The 14,183-nt window shown below is 66.8% G+C and carries 20 protein-coding genes; 13 read left to right on the top strand and 7 right to left on the bottom strand.

The features are described from left to right. The first annotated feature begins 1 nt into the window (after position 1). The 6 genes from kdsA to JF290_RS07330 all read left to right on the top strand — a co-directional run bounded on the left by kdsA (position 2) and on the right by JF290_RS07330 (position 5,341). Positions 2-835 carry a 3-deoxy-8-phosphooctulonate synthase gene (gene kdsA / locus JF290_RS07355; RefSeq protein ID WP_199024195.1) on the top strand — a complete coding sequence of 278 codons (834 nt, stop codon included), beginning with the start codon at positions 2-4 and terminating at the stop codon, positions 833-835. A gap of 20 nt (positions 836-855) precedes the next feature. After that, positions 856-2,352 carry a phosphomannomutase/phosphoglucomutase gene (locus JF290_RS07350; protein ID WP_199024194.1) on the top strand — a complete coding sequence of 499 codons (1,497 nt, stop codon included), beginning with the start codon at positions 856-858 and terminating at the stop codon, positions 2,350-2,352. Between the two features lie 149 nt (positions 2,353-2,501). After that, complete coding sequence (gene rimO / locus JF290_RS07345) at positions 2,502-3,875, top strand: 30S ribosomal protein S12 methylthiotransferase RimO (protein WP_199024193.1); 1,374 nt, start codon at positions 2,502-2,504, stop codon at positions 3,873-3,875. Between the two features lie 94 nt (positions 3,876-3,969). After that, positions 3,970-4,593, top strand: a complete 624-nt coding sequence (locus JF290_RS07340; RefSeq protein WP_199024192.1) for a DUF2799 domain-containing protein — start codon at positions 3,970-3,972, stop codon at positions 4,591-4,593. 81 nt (positions 4,594-4,674) lie between these two features. After that, positions 4,675-5,040 (top strand): thiol-disulfide oxidoreductase DCC family protein, encoded by a 366-nt coding sequence (locus JF290_RS07335; RefSeq protein ID WP_199024191.1) that lies wholly within the window; start codon positions 4,675-4,677, stop codon positions 5,038-5,040. Positions 5,041-5,095: 55 nt separating this feature from the next. Next, positions 5,096-5,341 (top strand): CDGSH iron-sulfur domain-containing protein, encoded by a 246-nt coding sequence (locus JF290_RS07330; protein ID WP_199024190.1) that lies wholly within the window; start codon positions 5,096-5,098, stop codon positions 5,339-5,341. 59 nt (positions 5,342-5,400) lie between these two features. Here the strand turns inward: JF290_RS07330 and JF290_RS07325 are convergent, their stop codons facing one another. From JF290_RS07325 to JF290_RS07305, 5 genes are all read right to left on the bottom strand, one after another. Further along, positions 5,401-5,760 (bottom strand): YigZ family protein, encoded by a 360-nt coding sequence (locus JF290_RS07325; protein WP_199024189.1) that lies wholly within the window; start codon positions 5,758-5,760, stop codon positions 5,401-5,403. A gap of 28 nt (positions 5,761-5,788) precedes the next feature. Then, positions 5,789-6,058: a DUF6455 family protein gene (locus JF290_RS07320; protein WP_227362397.1), complete on the bottom strand. Its 270-nt coding sequence runs from the start codon at positions 6,056-6,058 to the stop codon at positions 5,789-5,791. 1 nt (position 6,059) lies between these two features. Further along, complete coding sequence (locus JF290_RS07315; RefSeq protein WP_199024188.1) at positions 6,060-6,341, bottom strand: DUF6455 family protein; 282 nt, start codon at positions 6,339-6,341, stop codon at positions 6,060-6,062. Next, complete coding sequence (locus JF290_RS07310) at positions 6,332-6,619, bottom strand: DUF6455 family protein (RefSeq protein ID WP_199024187.1); 288 nt, start codon at positions 6,617-6,619, stop codon at positions 6,332-6,334. Before JF290_RS07310 ends, JF290_RS07315 begins: the two co-directional genes overlap by 10 nt. A gap of 102 nt (positions 6,620-6,721) precedes the next feature. Then, positions 6,722-7,465, bottom strand: a complete 744-nt coding sequence (locus JF290_RS07305; RefSeq protein ID WP_199024186.1) for a M48 family metalloprotease — start codon at positions 7,463-7,465, stop codon at positions 6,722-6,724. A 101-nt stretch (positions 7,466-7,566) separates the two neighbouring features. On the opposite strand from JF290_RS07305, the gene JF290_RS07300 reads away from it, so the two are divergent. From JF290_RS07300 to JF290_RS07285, 4 genes are all read left to right on the top strand, one after another. Continuing rightward, positions 7,567-7,812 (top strand): hypothetical protein, encoded by a 246-nt coding sequence (locus JF290_RS07300; RefSeq protein WP_199024185.1) that lies wholly within the window; start codon positions 7,567-7,569, stop codon positions 7,810-7,812. A gap of 65 nt (positions 7,813-7,877) precedes the next feature. Then, positions 7,878-8,987, top strand: coding sequence for a class II histone deacetylase (locus JF290_RS07295; protein WP_199024184.1), 1,110 nt, complete (start codon positions 7,878-7,880; stop codon positions 8,985-8,987). A gap of 87 nt (positions 8,988-9,074) precedes the next feature. Continuing rightward, positions 9,075-9,653 (top strand): nitroreductase family protein, encoded by a 579-nt coding sequence (locus JF290_RS07290; RefSeq protein WP_199024183.1) that lies wholly within the window; start codon positions 9,075-9,077, stop codon positions 9,651-9,653. After that, positions 9,650-10,345, top strand: a complete 696-nt coding sequence (locus tag JF290_RS07285) for an EI24 domain-containing protein (protein WP_199024182.1) — start codon at positions 9,650-9,652, stop codon at positions 10,343-10,345. The genes JF290_RS07290 and JF290_RS07285 overlap by 4 nt, the downstream gene beginning before the upstream one ends. A gap of 10 nt (positions 10,346-10,355) precedes the next feature. Here JF290_RS07285 and JF290_RS07280 read toward each other — a convergent pair whose 3' ends face one another. Together JF290_RS07280 and JF290_RS07275 are read right to left on the bottom strand one after the other, a co-directional pair. Beyond that, positions 10,356-11,291, bottom strand: coding sequence for a hypothetical protein (locus tag JF290_RS07280; protein WP_233155191.1), 936 nt, complete (start codon positions 11,289-11,291; stop codon positions 10,356-10,358). Positions 11,292-11,340: 49 nt separating this feature from the next. Next, a complete protein-coding gene (locus tag JF290_RS07275) occupies positions 11,341-11,694 on the bottom strand; it encodes a hypothetical protein (RefSeq protein ID WP_199024180.1) in 354 nt (117 codons plus the stop codon). A 205-nt stretch (positions 11,695-11,899) separates the two neighbouring features. Here JF290_RS07275 and JF290_RS07270 point away from each other — a divergent pair, with 205 nt between their 5' ends. The 3 genes from JF290_RS07270 (at position 11,900) to JF290_RS07260 (ending at position 14,174) form a co-directional block, all read left to right on the top strand. Further along, positions 11,900-12,733, top strand: a complete 834-nt coding sequence (locus JF290_RS07270; RefSeq protein WP_199024179.1) for a bifunctional allantoicase/(S)-ureidoglycine aminohydrolase — start codon at positions 11,900-11,902, stop codon at positions 12,731-12,733. Between the two features lie 82 nt (positions 12,734-12,815). Continuing rightward, positions 12,816-13,136 carry a hypothetical protein gene (locus tag JF290_RS07265; protein WP_199024178.1) on the top strand — a complete coding sequence of 107 codons (321 nt, stop codon included), beginning with the start codon at positions 12,816-12,818 and terminating at the stop codon, positions 13,134-13,136. 42 nt (positions 13,137-13,178) lie between these two features. Beyond that, positions 13,179-14,174: a type I glyceraldehyde-3-phosphate dehydrogenase gene (locus tag JF290_RS07260; RefSeq protein WP_199024177.1), complete on the top strand. Its 996-nt coding sequence runs from the start codon at positions 13,179-13,181 to the stop codon at positions 14,172-14,174. Positions 14,175-14,183: the final 9 nt, after the last annotated feature.

Raw genomic sequence — 14,183 nt, 5'->3', positions numbered from 1 at the left:
CATGCCCCATGTTGACGTCGCCGGCCTGAGCATCGGCAATGACCGCCCGCTGACCGTGATCGCCGGTCCATGCCAGCTGGAAAGCGCCGACCATGCGCTGATGATCGCCGGCCGCATGAAAGAGGCCTGCGACGCCGCCGGCGCGCAATACGTGTTCAAGGCCAGCTTCGACAAGGCCAACCGCACCTCGCTCTCGGGCAAGCGCGGTCTCGGGCTCGACGACGGGTTGCGCGTTCTGGCCGAGGTCAAGGCCCGGATCGGCGTGCCCGTCCTCACCGACGTCCATACCGAGTCGCAATGCGCCCCCGTGGCCGAGGTCGTCGACATCCTGCAGATCCCCGCTTTCCTCTGCCGGCAGACCGACATGCTGCTCGCCGCCGGACGCACGGGGGCCGCGATCAACGTCAAGAAAGGCCAGTTCCTCGCGCCCTGGGACATGGCGAACGTGGTCGACAAGATCGAAAGCACCGGCAACACCCGGATCCTCCTGACCGAGCGCGGCGTCTCCTTCGGCTACAACACGCTCGTCGCCGACATGCGCGCGCTGCCGATCATGGCCAAGACCGGCTACCCGGTGGTGATGGACGCGACCCATTCGGTGCAGCAGCCCGGCGGCCAGGGCGGCAGTTCGGGCGGGCAGCGCGAATTCGCCCCCGTCATGGCCCGCGCGGCCGTGGCGATCGGCGTCGCCGCCGTCTTCATCGAAACCCACGAGGACCCCGACCGCTCGCCCAGCGACGGTCCCAACATGGTCTATCTCGACCAGATGCCCGACCTGGTCGCCATGTTGATGCAGCTCGACGGGATCGCCAAAGCCAATCCCGTCGCAATTTGAACTCCACCAGAGATATCCGCATGACCAGACCTGCCGCCGAGGTGACGCCGAACACCTGGAACTTCCTGCGCGACCCGATGATCGCACCCACCGGCTTCCGCGAATACGACGCGCGCTGGAAATACCCGGACGAAATCAACCTGCCCGGCATCACCGCGCTGGGCCTTGGCCTGGGCATCCAGATGCACCGGCGCGGCATCCGGCCCGAGATCGCCGTCGGCAACGACTACCGCGACTATTCGCTGTCGATCAAGAACGCGCTGATGCTGGGCCTGATGCAGGCCGGCATCCAGGTCCATGACATCGGCCCCGCGCTCTCGCCGATGGCCTATTTCAGCCAGTTCCACCTCGACGTGCCCGCCGTCGCCATGGTCACCGCCAGCCACAACCCCAACGGCTGGACCGGCGTCAAGATGGGGTTCGAGCGCCCCCTGACCCATGGCCCCGACGAAATGGCCGAACTGCGCGACATCGTTCTGACCGGCGCCGGCGAAGCCCGCCCGGGGGGCGGCTACCGCTTCGTCGACGGCGTGCGCGAGGCCTATCTGGACGATCTCGTCGGCGACTTCCGGATGACCCGCAAGCTCAAGGTGGTCTGCGCCACCGGCAACGGCACCGCCAGCGCCTTCGCACCCGAGCTGTTCGAGCGCATCGGGGTCGAGGTCGTGCCCAGCCACAACCGCCTCGACTACACCTTCCCGCACTACAACCCCAACCCCGAAGCGATGGAGATGCTGCATGACATGGCCGACAGCGTCCGTGCCTCGGGGGCCGACTTCGCCCTCGGCTTTGACGGCGACGGCGACCGCTGCGGCGTGGTCGATGACGAGGGCGAGGAGATCTTCGCCGACAAGGTCGGCGTCATCATGGCGCGCGACCTGGCCAAGCTCTATCCCGGCGCGACCTTCGTCGCCGACGTGAAATCCACCGGCCTCTTCGCCTCCGACCCCGAACTGCTGAAACACGGTATCAAGGCCGACTACTGGAAGACCGGCCACTCCCACATGAAGCGCCGCGTCAAGGAGATCGGCGCGCTGGCGGGCTTCGAGAAATCCGGCCACTACTTCCTCGCCGACCCGATCGGGCGCGGCTACGATTGCGGCCTGCGCGTCGCGGTGGAAATCTGCAAGCTGATGGACCGCAACCCCGACAAGGCGATGTCCGACCTGCGCCGCGCCCTGCCCCGCACCTACGCCACCCCGACCATGTCGCCCTTCTGCGCCGACACCGAGAAATACGACGTGCTCGCCCGCCTGGTCGAAAAGCTTGAAAAGAAAGCCGAAAACGGCGACACCATCGCCGGGCGCGCGATCGCGCAGGTCGTCACCGTCAACGGCGCGCGCGTCATCCTCGACAACGGCGCCTGGGGGCTGGTGCGGGCCTCCTCCAACACGCCCAACCTGGTGGTGGTCTGCGAAAGCCCCGAAAGCGACGCCGAACTGCGCGCCATCTTCGCCGAGATCGACGCGGTGATCCGCACCGAACCGGCGGTCGGCGACTACGACCAGACAATCTGAGCCGAGGCGCATCCCGAAGCCTCTTCATCTTTGTTGAAATACTCCGGGGGTCGCCAGAGAAGCGCCATTGGTCCGAGCGACACTGGCGACGGCAGCGCCTCAGTCCTTCTCTCTGGGCAGCGCCACCCATTGCGCCTATATCCGCCAGCATGGCCACGAATCCCCCGACCCTGCGCCCCGACCTCGCCCCGCGCGCCCGCCTGTCCGACGCCCCCCGTGCCGGTCAGCCCACCATCGGCATGGTCAGCCTCGGCTGCCCCAAGGCGCTGGTCGACAGCGAACGCATCCTCACCCGCCTGCGCGCCGAGGGCTACGGCATCTCGCCCGACTACACCGGGGCGGACGCGGTGATCGTCAACACCTGCGGGTTTCTCGACAGCGCCAAGGCCGAAAGCCTCGATGCGATCGGCGAGGCGCTGACCGAGAACGGCAAGGTGATCGTCACCGGCTGCCTCGGGGCCGAACCCGACTACATCCGCGCGCATCACCCGCGCATCCTGGCCGTCACCGGCCCGCACCAGTACGAACAGGTGCTCGACGCGGTGCATGCGGCGGTGCCGCCCGATCCCGACCCGTTCATCGACCTCTTGCCCGCCAGCGGCATCAGCCTCACCCCGCGCCACTACAGCTATCTCAAGATCTCCGAGGGCTGTAACCACAAGTGCAAGTTCTGCATCATCCCCGACATGCGCGGCAAGCTGGCCTCCCGCCCGGCCCGCGCGGTGCTGCGCGAGGCCGAGAAACTGGTCGAGAACGGCGTGCGCGAATTGCTGGTCATCAGCCAGGACACCAGCGCCTATGGCACCGATATCCGCGAACGCGACCACAAGCACCCGATCCTGCCCCTGGCGCGCGATCTCGGCACGCTCGGCGCCTGGGTGCGGCTGCATTACGTCTATCCCTACCCGTTCGTGCGCGACCTCGTGCCGCTGATGGCCGACCCGGCGAACGGGCTGCTGCCCTATCTCGACATTCCGTTCCAGCACGCCCACCCGGACACGCTCAAACGCATGGCCCGCCCGGCAGCGGCGGCGCGCACGCTGGATGAAATCGCCGCCTGGCGCGCGATCTGCCCCGATCTCACCCTGCGCAGCACTTTCATCGTCGGCTACCCGGGCGAGACCGAGAAAGAATTCCAGACCCTGCTCGACTGGCTCGACGAGGCGCAACTCGACCGGGTCGGCTGTTTCCAGTACGAAAACGTCGCCGGGGCGCGGTCCAACGCCCTGCCCGGCCATGTGCCGGAAGCGGTCAAGCAGGACCGCTGGGACCGGTTCATGCAGAAGGCCCAGGCGATCTCCGAGGCGAAGCTCGCCGCCAAACTCGGCCGGACCCTTCAGGTCATCGTCGACGAGGTCGACGCCGACGCCGCCACCTGCCGCACCATGGCCGACGCGCCGGAAATCGATGGCAACCTGTTCATCGACACCGGGCACGAGACGCTCTCCCCCGGCGACATCGTCACCGTCACGGTGGACGAGGCCGGCGACTACGACCTCTGGGGCACGCGCGCCTCCGCCTGATCCCCGCGCGGGCCAAGTCGTCGCGCAAGGTTGCGATCCGCCTCCGGATCGTTATATTCAATTGTGACGATATCAAACAAGCCGAGGTCCGCAGATGCCCCTCAGCTGTTCGACTCTTGGCGCGCTCGGCGCGCTCGGCCTGCCCCTCGCGCTCGCGGCCTGCGCCACCTTCGTGGTGTCCGACGACTGGGAAAGGAACACCACGCCCTCGATCTTCCGGTTGACCTTCAGCTGCCCGGACACCACGCAGGACTGGGTCAGGGAAGGCTATTTCGACGCCGCCAAGGGCCATTTTTCGAACCAGGTCACGGTCGCCAAGATGTATGGCCCGCTCTGCACGCGGCAGGGGCGGACGGTCGACCAGGCAGCCTTCGAACGCGGCCAGGCCCTCGGCCGCAAGACCTACTGCACGCCCGAGGGCGCCTACTGGCTTGGACGCGGCAACCTCGGCCCCTCCGAAGGCCCGCGGGTCAAGACCGCCCAATGCTCGCCCGCCATCGGCGCCGCCTTGAACACGGCCAACGAGGCCGGCCGCCATTACAAGCGGCTCGATACCCGGATCGAGAACGCCGAAAGAGAGTTCGAAGAGCGCACCTCCAGCGACGCCCGCAAGGCGCCGGATTTCAGCTATCCCTACGATCTCTTTTACGAGATCGGCAGCATGGAGTCCGAACGTGACAGGCTGCCGACCTACGACAAGCCCGACCATCCCTTCTGACCGCCCCCCGTCGCACCGCGCCGGATGACCACCGGGCTTGCCGCACTCACGCCGCGCCTTACCTCCTGATCAGGAGGACCCATGCCCAGCGAAACCCGCGTGCTCTACAATGCCGCCTGCCCGGTCTGCCGGGCCGAGATCGACCACTACGCCCGCTACACCGAAGCGCGCGGCCTGCCCGTGCGTTATGACGATCTGAACTCCGGGGCCCGCGCCGACTGGGGCATCGACGCCGACACGGCGGCGAAGCGTCTGCATGTGCTCAAGGACGGGCAGCTCCATTCCGGTATCGACGGCTTCCTCGTCCTGTGGCGACAGATGCCGCGCTATCGTTTGTTGGCGATGCTGGTCGGCTTGCCGGGGCTGCGGCAACTGGCCGGGCTGGTCTATGACCGCATTCTCGCGCCGCGGCTCTACCGGCGGCACTTGCGCCGACGAAGCGCTTGACCCCACCCGGCGGGATGCCATGGTTGTGCCGACGCCAGCACGAGGAGCAGCCAGCATGTCCGACGACACCCCCATCATCGCCCAGAAGGCCCCCTACCCGGTCGAAGTGACCGCCGGCAAAAGCTACTTCTGGTGCGCCTGTGGCCGATCCGCCAGGCAACCCTTCTGCGACGGCAGCCACAAGGGTACGGACTTCGTCCCGGTCAAGTTCACCGCCGACTCCGACCGCAAGGTGTTCTTCTGCGGCTGCAAGCACACCGACAACAGTCCGCTCTGTGACGGCACCCATTCCCGGCTCTGATCCCTACTCGCGTATGCACGCGGTATGTACGCGATCTGCACGCGATCTGCATCGCCCGATCAGCCCGCCCCGTCACGGTGATCGAGGTAGTGTCGCACCGCGTCCTGCACCCGCCGGAACCGGTCGCCGCCCAGTTTCCGGCCACCGTACCAACGGGTCACAACCACGATGTGATCGGTCAGGTTCTCGCGCTCGAGCATCCGCAGGATCACCATCCCCGCCCCGCTCTCCCCGTCATCGTTCTTGAGCGGCCCGTCCGCCAGCAGGACCCCCCAGGTGTTGTGGGTCGCCTTGGCGAATTTCCGGTTGGAACACAAGCGCTTGACGAAATCCTGCGCCTCCTCCCGGCTGCGCGCGACGCCGCCCGAAACAGCGTAGCGACTGCCCCGATCGGTCAGCACGCCTTCGAAAATCTGCATGGCCCGTCCCTGGTCCGCCGCGGCGCGATCAGGCCTGCCGCAAGCGTTTCAGCACGTCGCGATGCAGGCACTCCTCCGGCGGTTCTTCGGCCAATTCGGTGCGGGACGCCAGCCAAAGCTGGCAGGACTCCCGGCACGACCCGCTGCGGCAGCGCGTCACCATCTCGCAATACTCATCCGGACTCAGCCGCCCTTGCGCCATCGCCTTGCTCAGGCAAACGCCCATCACCCGCGCGACCGATCGGGTCAGCCAGAAGTGCCGTTCGATTTCGCTGCAAGTCACTGACATACTGGCCATTTCACGCCTCTTGGGTTTCGTTCTGCGGGGCCGCTGTCCGAAGCCTCTCGAACACCGCGCGGTTCGGGCACTGCCCCGGTGCCGACTCGGCGGTCTCGTGGCAGTCCAGCCAGTCGGCACACTCATCAGACCAGCCACAGCGGCGACATGTCTGCACCATCTTCGCCCAGTCCCTTTGCGTCAGCTCGCCCTGCGCATGGGCGGCGACCAGGTCGGTCCGTGTCGCCCCCGCCATGCGCGCGACGAGGCGGACATGATCCATCAGTTTGCCCATTACCCGCATCGCGTCGTCTCCTTGTCCTCGGGGGCGTCGCCACCTGCGCGCAGCCCGATCAGGACCGCGTGATTCAGACAGAAATCCGGTGGCCGCCCGACCTTGTTCTCGAGCCATGTTTCGCAGAGTTGCGGACGGGCGCAGTCGGTACAATGCAGCACACTGTCCGCCAGATCGTCCATCGGCAGCCGCCCCGACATCACCGCGCCTTCGAGATCGACCCCCACCGCTTCGGCCATCCTGTCGAGCAATGCAGCATGCTGCTTGATCCTGTCGGGCGTCGGCATCTGGCAAGGCTCCTGTCCAACTCGCGTCTTCTCCCGAGCCTATCGGAAACAGAATTGGGCGCCTTGATGCAGGTCAATGGGCCGTCGACCGTGCGGGACCGCTCAGCCGCCGAGCGCCCGCACCGTGCGCGCCACCGCGTCCATCCGCGCCGCATTCGGCGGGTGGCTGCCCAGAAAGCGGTCGCCCGGATCGGGAATCCGGGTGAAATATTGAGCCCCCACAAGGGGATCGAACCCGGCGCGATAGGTGATGATCGTGCCGAGCTGATCGGCCTCAAGTTCGAATTCCTTGGAATAGGCGCGCGCCCCGACCGCCGCGCCCAGCTCCTGTGCCGTGGCGATATCCGCCGCGCCGCCGCCCGTCAGGGTGGCGAGACTGCCGAAGATGTCGGCGGCGGCCGCGGCGTTCAGGCGCTGGCGCGACAGGTGATCGGCGATGTGGTGCGCGGCTTCGTGCCCCATGACAAAGGCCATCTCGTCGGCGTTGTTCACGCTGCCGATCAGCGACACCGTGAAGGTCAGCACCGGCCGTCCCTGCGGGTCGACACTCTGGAACGCATTGGGCTGCGCGCGCGGGTTGCGATCCACCGCGATCAGGAAGTCGCAGTTCAGCGACGGGCTGCGGCGGCGGCATTCCTGCTCCGCGACCGGCTCGACGGCGCGTACGACGTCGGTGAAGCTGCGCGCCGCCTGTTCGGGCGTCATCTGCACGATCGTGCCCTGCACCTGCGTCTGCGGCGCCGGAACGGGTGTGATCGGCGCGACCTCGCAGGCCGCAAGCGTGACCAGGGCGGCGCCTAGCGCCGCCAAGCGGAAAGGGGCTCTGAAACGGACTGACCAAATCATGACCCGATATCTAGGCGCGCGCGCGCCCGGCTGCCAGTGCCATTCAGCACGCCGCGAAAACGGCGCTTGCAAAGGATCACCGCCAGCGGCAGGCTACGGCCATGTTTTCGATCGAACATGAATTCGACTCCACGGTGATCACCTTGGTGGATGACGGCGCGGCCCCCCTGCAGGAGGACGTGATCATCAACAGTTTCGCCGAATGCGTGACCCTCGAGCAATTCGACCCGCGCACCGACCGGGTGCAGAAGATCACGCTCTCCCCCGAACAGGTCCGGGACCTCGCGGCCGCCCTGGACCTGCCGGAAGGCGTCTACCAGCTGCGCGTGGACCGTGATCAGGACTAGAGGATGACGGGTGTTCGCCGGCGGCGGGAACATTTTTTCAAGGACAGCAAGAAGGGAACGGCCTGATGGCGACCGGGTTTTACTGGGATGAGCGGTGTTTCTGGCACGCCGGCGGGAACTACGTGTTCACCCTGCCGGTGGGCGGGCTGGTGCAGCCACAGGTCGCGGGCGGCCTTCCCGAGAACCCCGAAACCAAGCGGCGTCTGAAGAACCTGATGGACGTGACCGGCTTGACCCGCGAACTCGACGCGCGGGGCGCCGCCCCGGCCACGTGGGACGATCTTCTGCGCGTGCATCCCGAGTCCTACCTGAGCGAATTCAAGGCCCTCTCGGATGCCGGCGGCGGCCAGCTTGGGCTGCGCACACCCTTCGCGTCGGGCGGCTTCGAGATCGCCGCGCAATCCGCCGGTCTGGCGATGGCGGCGGTCGACTCGGTCCTCACCGGGCAGCACCGCAACGCCTATGCCCTGTCGCGCCCGCCAGGGCATCACTGCCTGCCCGATTTCCCGAACGGGTTCTGCCTTCTGGCCAATATCGCCATCGCGATCGAGGCCGCCAAGGCCCGCCACGGCCTCGGTCGGGTCGCCGTCATCGACTGGGACGTGCATCACGGCAACGGCACCGAAGCGATCTACTACGACCGCGACGACGTGCTGACGATCTCGGTGCACCAGGAAGGCAACTACCCGCTGGACACCGGCGGCATCGGTGACCGGGGGCGCGGCGCCGGCGAAGGTTTCAACATCAACATACCGCTGCCTGCAGGGGCCGGACACACTGCCTATCTCGCGGTCATGGACGAGATCGTGCGCCCCGCGCTCGATGCGTTCCGTCCCGATCTGATCGTCGTCGCCTGCGGCTACGACGCCTCGGCCTGCGATCCGCTGGCGCGGATGCTGGCCACGGCGGACACGTTCCGCCAGATGACCCTGCGGATGATGGACGCTGCGCGCGACCTCTGTGGCGAGCGGCTGGTGCTGGTGCACGAGGGCGGCTATTCCGAGATGTACGTGCCTTTCTGCGGCCATGCCACGCTCGAGGCGCTGTCCGGCAGCGCCATCACCGCGCCCGACCCGATGGCCCAGACCTTCGCCGTGCGCCAGCCCTCCGAGCGGTTCGACACCTTCCTGCGCGAGGTCGTGCGCGATGCGGCACAGCAGCTGCGTCCCGGTTGACCCCTCCTGCCAAGGGGCGGTTCGCGCTTGAAACTCGGCCCGAAACCACCGACATGGAGGGCTGACGCATCAACAGGGGCCCGTTCCATGCCTGACGCAAATCCGGCCGCGCTCGACTTTCTTCTGACCCGCCGCTCGCGCCCGGCCAAGACGCTCGCGCCCCCGGTGCCGTCGCGCGACGACCTGATACCGCTGCTCACGGCGGCGGCGCGCAGCCCGGATCACGGCAAGCTCGAACCCTGGCGCTTCATCGTGATCAAGGGCGCGGCCTTCGGCCGGCTGGCGCGGCTCGTGCAGGAGCGCGGGGAGGCGCTCGGCAAGTCGCCCGAGGACATCGAAAAGGGCCGAGCTCAGTTCGACCAGGGTCACCTGGCGGTCGCCGTGATCGAGGTGCAGAAGCCATCCGACAAGATCCCCGCGATCGAGCAGAGCTATTCCAGCGGCGCGGTTTGCCTCGCATTGCTGAACGCGGCTTTGGCCGCGGGCTGGGGCGCCAACTGGCTGAGCGGCTGGCCCAGCCACGACCGCACCTTCGGCGAGGACGGGCTGGGGCTGACCGACGGCGAGCGCATCGCCGGATTCATCCACATTGGCACCGAACGCAGCGCCCCGCCCGAGCGCCCGCGCCCGGACCTCGCGCAGATCGTCGACTGGGTCGACAGATGATCCTGCAATCCTTTTCCCTGGCCCTCGCCCAGTTGGGGGACCCGCGTTTCCGCCGCGTCCTCCTGACAGGTGTGGCCCTGACGCTGGGCCTGCTGATCGCGGCCAGCGTCGGGTTCATGGCGCTTGTTGGCTGGCTGGTGGGCGAGGATGCCTCGCTGCCCTTCATCGGGCAGGTGGCGTGGTTGAACGACGTACTGAGTTGGACCTCACTTCTGGTCATGATCGTGCTGTCGGTGTTCCTGATGGTGCCGGTGGCCTCGGCGATCACCTCGATGTTCCTTGACGAAGTCGCACAGGCGGTCGAGGACAAACATTATCCCGGTCTGCCGGAGGTGCCCGGTGTGCCGGTCATCGACGCTGTGCGCGACACGGTCGGGTTCCTCGGTGTGCTGATCCTCGCGAACCTGCTGGCGCTGATCCTCTACGTGATCTTCACACCGCTCGCGCCCTTCATCTTCTGGGCGCTGAACGGCTTCCTCCTGGGCCGCGAATACTTCACCCTGGCGGCCATCCGGCGCGTCGGGCGGGTCGAAGCCCGCAAGCTGCGGGCACGCAATACGGGGACGATCTGGCTGGCCGGCACGCTGATGGCGATCCCGCTGTCGGTGCCGCTGGTCAACCTGGTGATCCCGATCCTCGGCGCGGCCACCTTCACGCATATCTTTCACCGGGTGCAGAACGTCCACGAGTGACCGCGGGCGCTCACTCGATCAAGCGTAAATCGTTCCCGTCCCAATACCAGATGAAATCGCAGCTGGTGGTTCCGCGCTGCTGACACATCGACAGCGATCCACCGGTCACCACCCCGTTGTTGCCGTTGTTCAGATCGATGAGCCTGACCCCGGCCGCCAGAAGATCGGCCGGGCCTTCGCTTGCGTCGAACCCCTGGCTCACGAAGACCGTCGCGGAACACATCGCGGCGCCGCAAAACGGGCGCGGATATCCACCCGAACAGGTGATCGCGGACCAGTCAACCACCACGTCCTCGCGACCGTCACCGTCGATATTGCCAGTCAGGATGGCGTTCGCGTCCAGCTGCGCCGGCCCGCCGCAGCCGGTACGGATCGACGCTTCGGCCACCTCGCGCATTCCCGCCCGCACTGGCGCGGAGGGTTGGGCCGCCGGCACAGTGGCCCACGGCTTGCCGATCGCCGTGAACATCGCCTGGCAATGCGCGGTCAGTTGCGCGAAGGCCGCCCCGAAGCCGTTCGCCGGCACGACAACCGACCGGTCTGCGCTGCGCAGTTCGAACTCGGGCTGTGCGGCGATCACATTGAACACCGGGTCGTTGGCCTGCAGGTCGGTCTGCCAGGCGCTGAACAACTCGTCCCAAATGATCGTGGGCAGCCGATATCCGGTAGATCCGACCACCAGAAGAACGTCCTGTCGCTCAAGCGTCACCCCGTCAAAGCCGCTGATTGCCGCGTCGTCAAAGAACAGGCGGACACTGTCCGGCCGGGTTATGTCGGGCTCCATGTTACCGGTCTGCTGGGGCGACAGCCCCTGTGGCGAGCGCTCGCCACAAAGCAGCGCAAAGGCCGGACCGGGCTCGGTGCGGATCGCTGCGCTGAAATAGGAGCCATCGTCGAAGGTGTTGAACTCCCATCCCTGCGCCACCGCCAAAACCGGCGACGCCATCACAGCCAGGGCGAGAATGAGACGCCGCACGATCACGCGCCCCAGTGCCTCAGGGCGTCAGCCGCCAGACCCCGTCCGATGCCTTGCATTTCCTGAACTTCAGCTCTTCGGACGCGTCCCGGCCCTTGGGGTGAAACACGTGGCGGATATAGGCGCACCCGTCGCGCACGGATGTCACTTCGACGATGCCCTTCGAGCCGCTTTCCGGATTGTCCCATGTCGCATTTCGCCCCGCTTTCGGGGCGGGCGCGATCAACGCGTCTTCGGTCGCGGACATGATCTTGAAGTCCTCCGGGCTCAGCCCCGCCTGCGCGACGATTTTCGACAGCGGCTTGGCGAAACCCGCCTGAGGCGCGACCGACAGAATCAAGAGGGCGCAAAGGGCGATCGGAAATGGTCTCATGACAGTCCTCGTGACAGCAAATCTCGGGAAATCGTTACACGGCAGATGCGCTCTTGTCCAAAGCCGACACGAGCCATCCCCATGTTTTCTGCACAGCGCGACCGGTATTTTCAAAAATCCGCTAACAATCCTGCTTGAAGACCACGCCTAGCCGCGTCCTGGCCTTTCGCCCCATACTGCGACCAACTCCAAACCGAGGAACCCCATGTCCGACAAGTTCTATTTCGCGCCGACCGGAGGCCACCCTCCGCAGGACCAGCTGCTGACCGATCGCGCCGTGTTCACCGAAGCCTATGCGGTCATCCCGAAAGGCACCATGCGGGACATCACGACCAGCTTCCTGCCGCATTGGACCGCCACCCGGCTCTGGGTGATCGCGCGCCCGATGACCGGCTTTGCCGAAACCTTTTCGCATTACATCATGGAAGTCGCGGCCGGCGGCGGCAGCGACCGGCCGGAGAGCGACCCCGAGGCCGAGGGCGTTCTGTTCGTGGTCGACGGTGCGGTGACGCTGACCATCGGCAAAGATCGGCACGTGATGGAGCCGGGCGGGTTCGCCTACCTGCCCGCCGGATGCAACTGGACGCTGCACAACCATGCCGGGTCCGAGGCGCGCTTTCACTGGATCAGGAAAGCCTATGAAGCCGCGGACGGTGTGGGCGCACCAGACCCTCTTGTCACTCGCGATGCCGACGTGGCCCCGACCGAAATGCCGGGCACCGAAGGCCGTTGGGCAACCACGCGCTTCGTCGATCCCGCCGACTTGCGCCATGACATGCATGTGACCATCGTCACCTTCCAGCCCGGAGGCGTCATTCCCTTCCTCGAAACCCACGTGATGGAACACGGGCTCTACGTGCTTCAGGGCAAGGCGGCCTATCGGCTGAACCAGGACTGGGTCGAGGTCGAGGCCGGCGACTACATGTGGCTGCGCGCGTTCTGCCCGCAGGCCTGCTATGCCGGTGGGCCGGGCCCGTTCCGCTACCTGCTCTACAAGGACGTGAACCGCCACATGCCCTTGCGCCTGTCCCGGCGCTGACCCGCGGCGGCCTTGCGGCGGCGGCGGGAATGGCTAACACTGGTTTCACGCGGGCCGACCGCCAGTCTTGGAGCGCATGCCGATGAAAACCCCGATCCTGCTGACCGCCCTTGCCCTCGGCGTCGCCGGGTGTTCGACGACGAACCCGTTCGATCCGCCCGAGAGCACCCAGGTTCAGGTCATGGGCCGCACATGGACCGTGACCGCGGAGCCGGACCGCGCCAACGCCTTCGTCGCCGAGCGCGACAACAACAACCTCAATCCGTTCGGAGGCCCCGCCGCGCAGCGCACCCCGCAGGCAGTGCGCGCCCTGCAACTGGCGACCGGCTGCAAGGTCGTGCCCGGACGGATCAGCCAGGATGTCGGGGCGATCTATCACGCCGACATGGCCTGCCCCGGCTGACCGCCACGACCTGACTGATTTCCGCACCGGACACCTGCCCCAATGCGTATCGCGATCAACGGATTTGGCCGCATCGGCCGCACGATCCTGCGCCAGGTCCTCACCCGGCCCGAACACGGCGACGTCGAGGTCGCGGTGATCAACGACATCGCCGATGCCGACATGCTCGCCTATCTCTTTCGCTACGACAGCACATTCGGACCGCTGGACGAAGAGGTCATCGCGAGCGACGGCGTCTTGCGGATCGGGGAACATGCAATACCGGTCACCCATTCGGACGACCTGACCCGGCTCGATCTCGCCCGGGTCGACGTGGTGCTGGAATGCACCGGCATCGCGCGCAGTTCGGATGTCGCGCATCGCGGGATCCGTGCCGGGGCGCGGTCGGTGCTGATCTCGGGCCCCTCGCCTGCGGCGGACGTGACCGTGGTGCTGGGCGCCAACGAGGCGCAGATCGGCGCGCACCGGATCGTCTCCAACGCGTCCTGCACGACCAACGCGCTTGCACCGCTGCTGAAGGTTCTGGATGACTCGGTGGGCGTCGAAAACGCGCACATGACGACCATCCATTGCTACACCAACAGCCAGCCGCTGGTGGATGCCCCGCGCGACGATTTCGCCCGCAGCCGGGCCGGGGCGCTGTCCATGGTGCCGACCACCAGCAGCGCCACGCATCTGGTGGACGAGGTGCTGCCACAGCTCGCCGGGCGGATCACCGGCGCCGCCGTGCGGGTGCCCGTGGCCAGCGTGTCGGCGGTGGATCTTGTCGTACGCACCCGCGATGACGTTGCCGAGGATGTTTTCCCGCAAATGCTTCGCGAGCGGGTGGGCATCTCGCCCGTTCTGGGCTGGACCGATGCGCCTCTGGTTTCGGGCGATCTGCGCGCGCGGCCTGAATCGCTCGTCATCGCGGGTCCTGAAATCCGCCTCGCGGGCCAACGCCAGGCGCGCGTCTTCGGATGGTATGACAACGAATGGGGATTCTCCGTACGGATGCTGGACGTCGCGCGGCTGATGGCGCGGCGCGAGGCGCGCTGAATCCCGGTC

The sequence above is a fragment of the Sedimentitalea arenosa genome (assembly GCF_016428585.1).
Classification (GTDB): domain Bacteria; phylum Pseudomonadota; class Alphaproteobacteria; order Rhodobacterales; family Rhodobacteraceae; genus Sedimentitalea; species Sedimentitalea arenosa.
The sequence above is the reverse complement of the archived record's forward strand: the minus strand, read 5'-3'. Positions and strand labels throughout refer to the sequence as shown.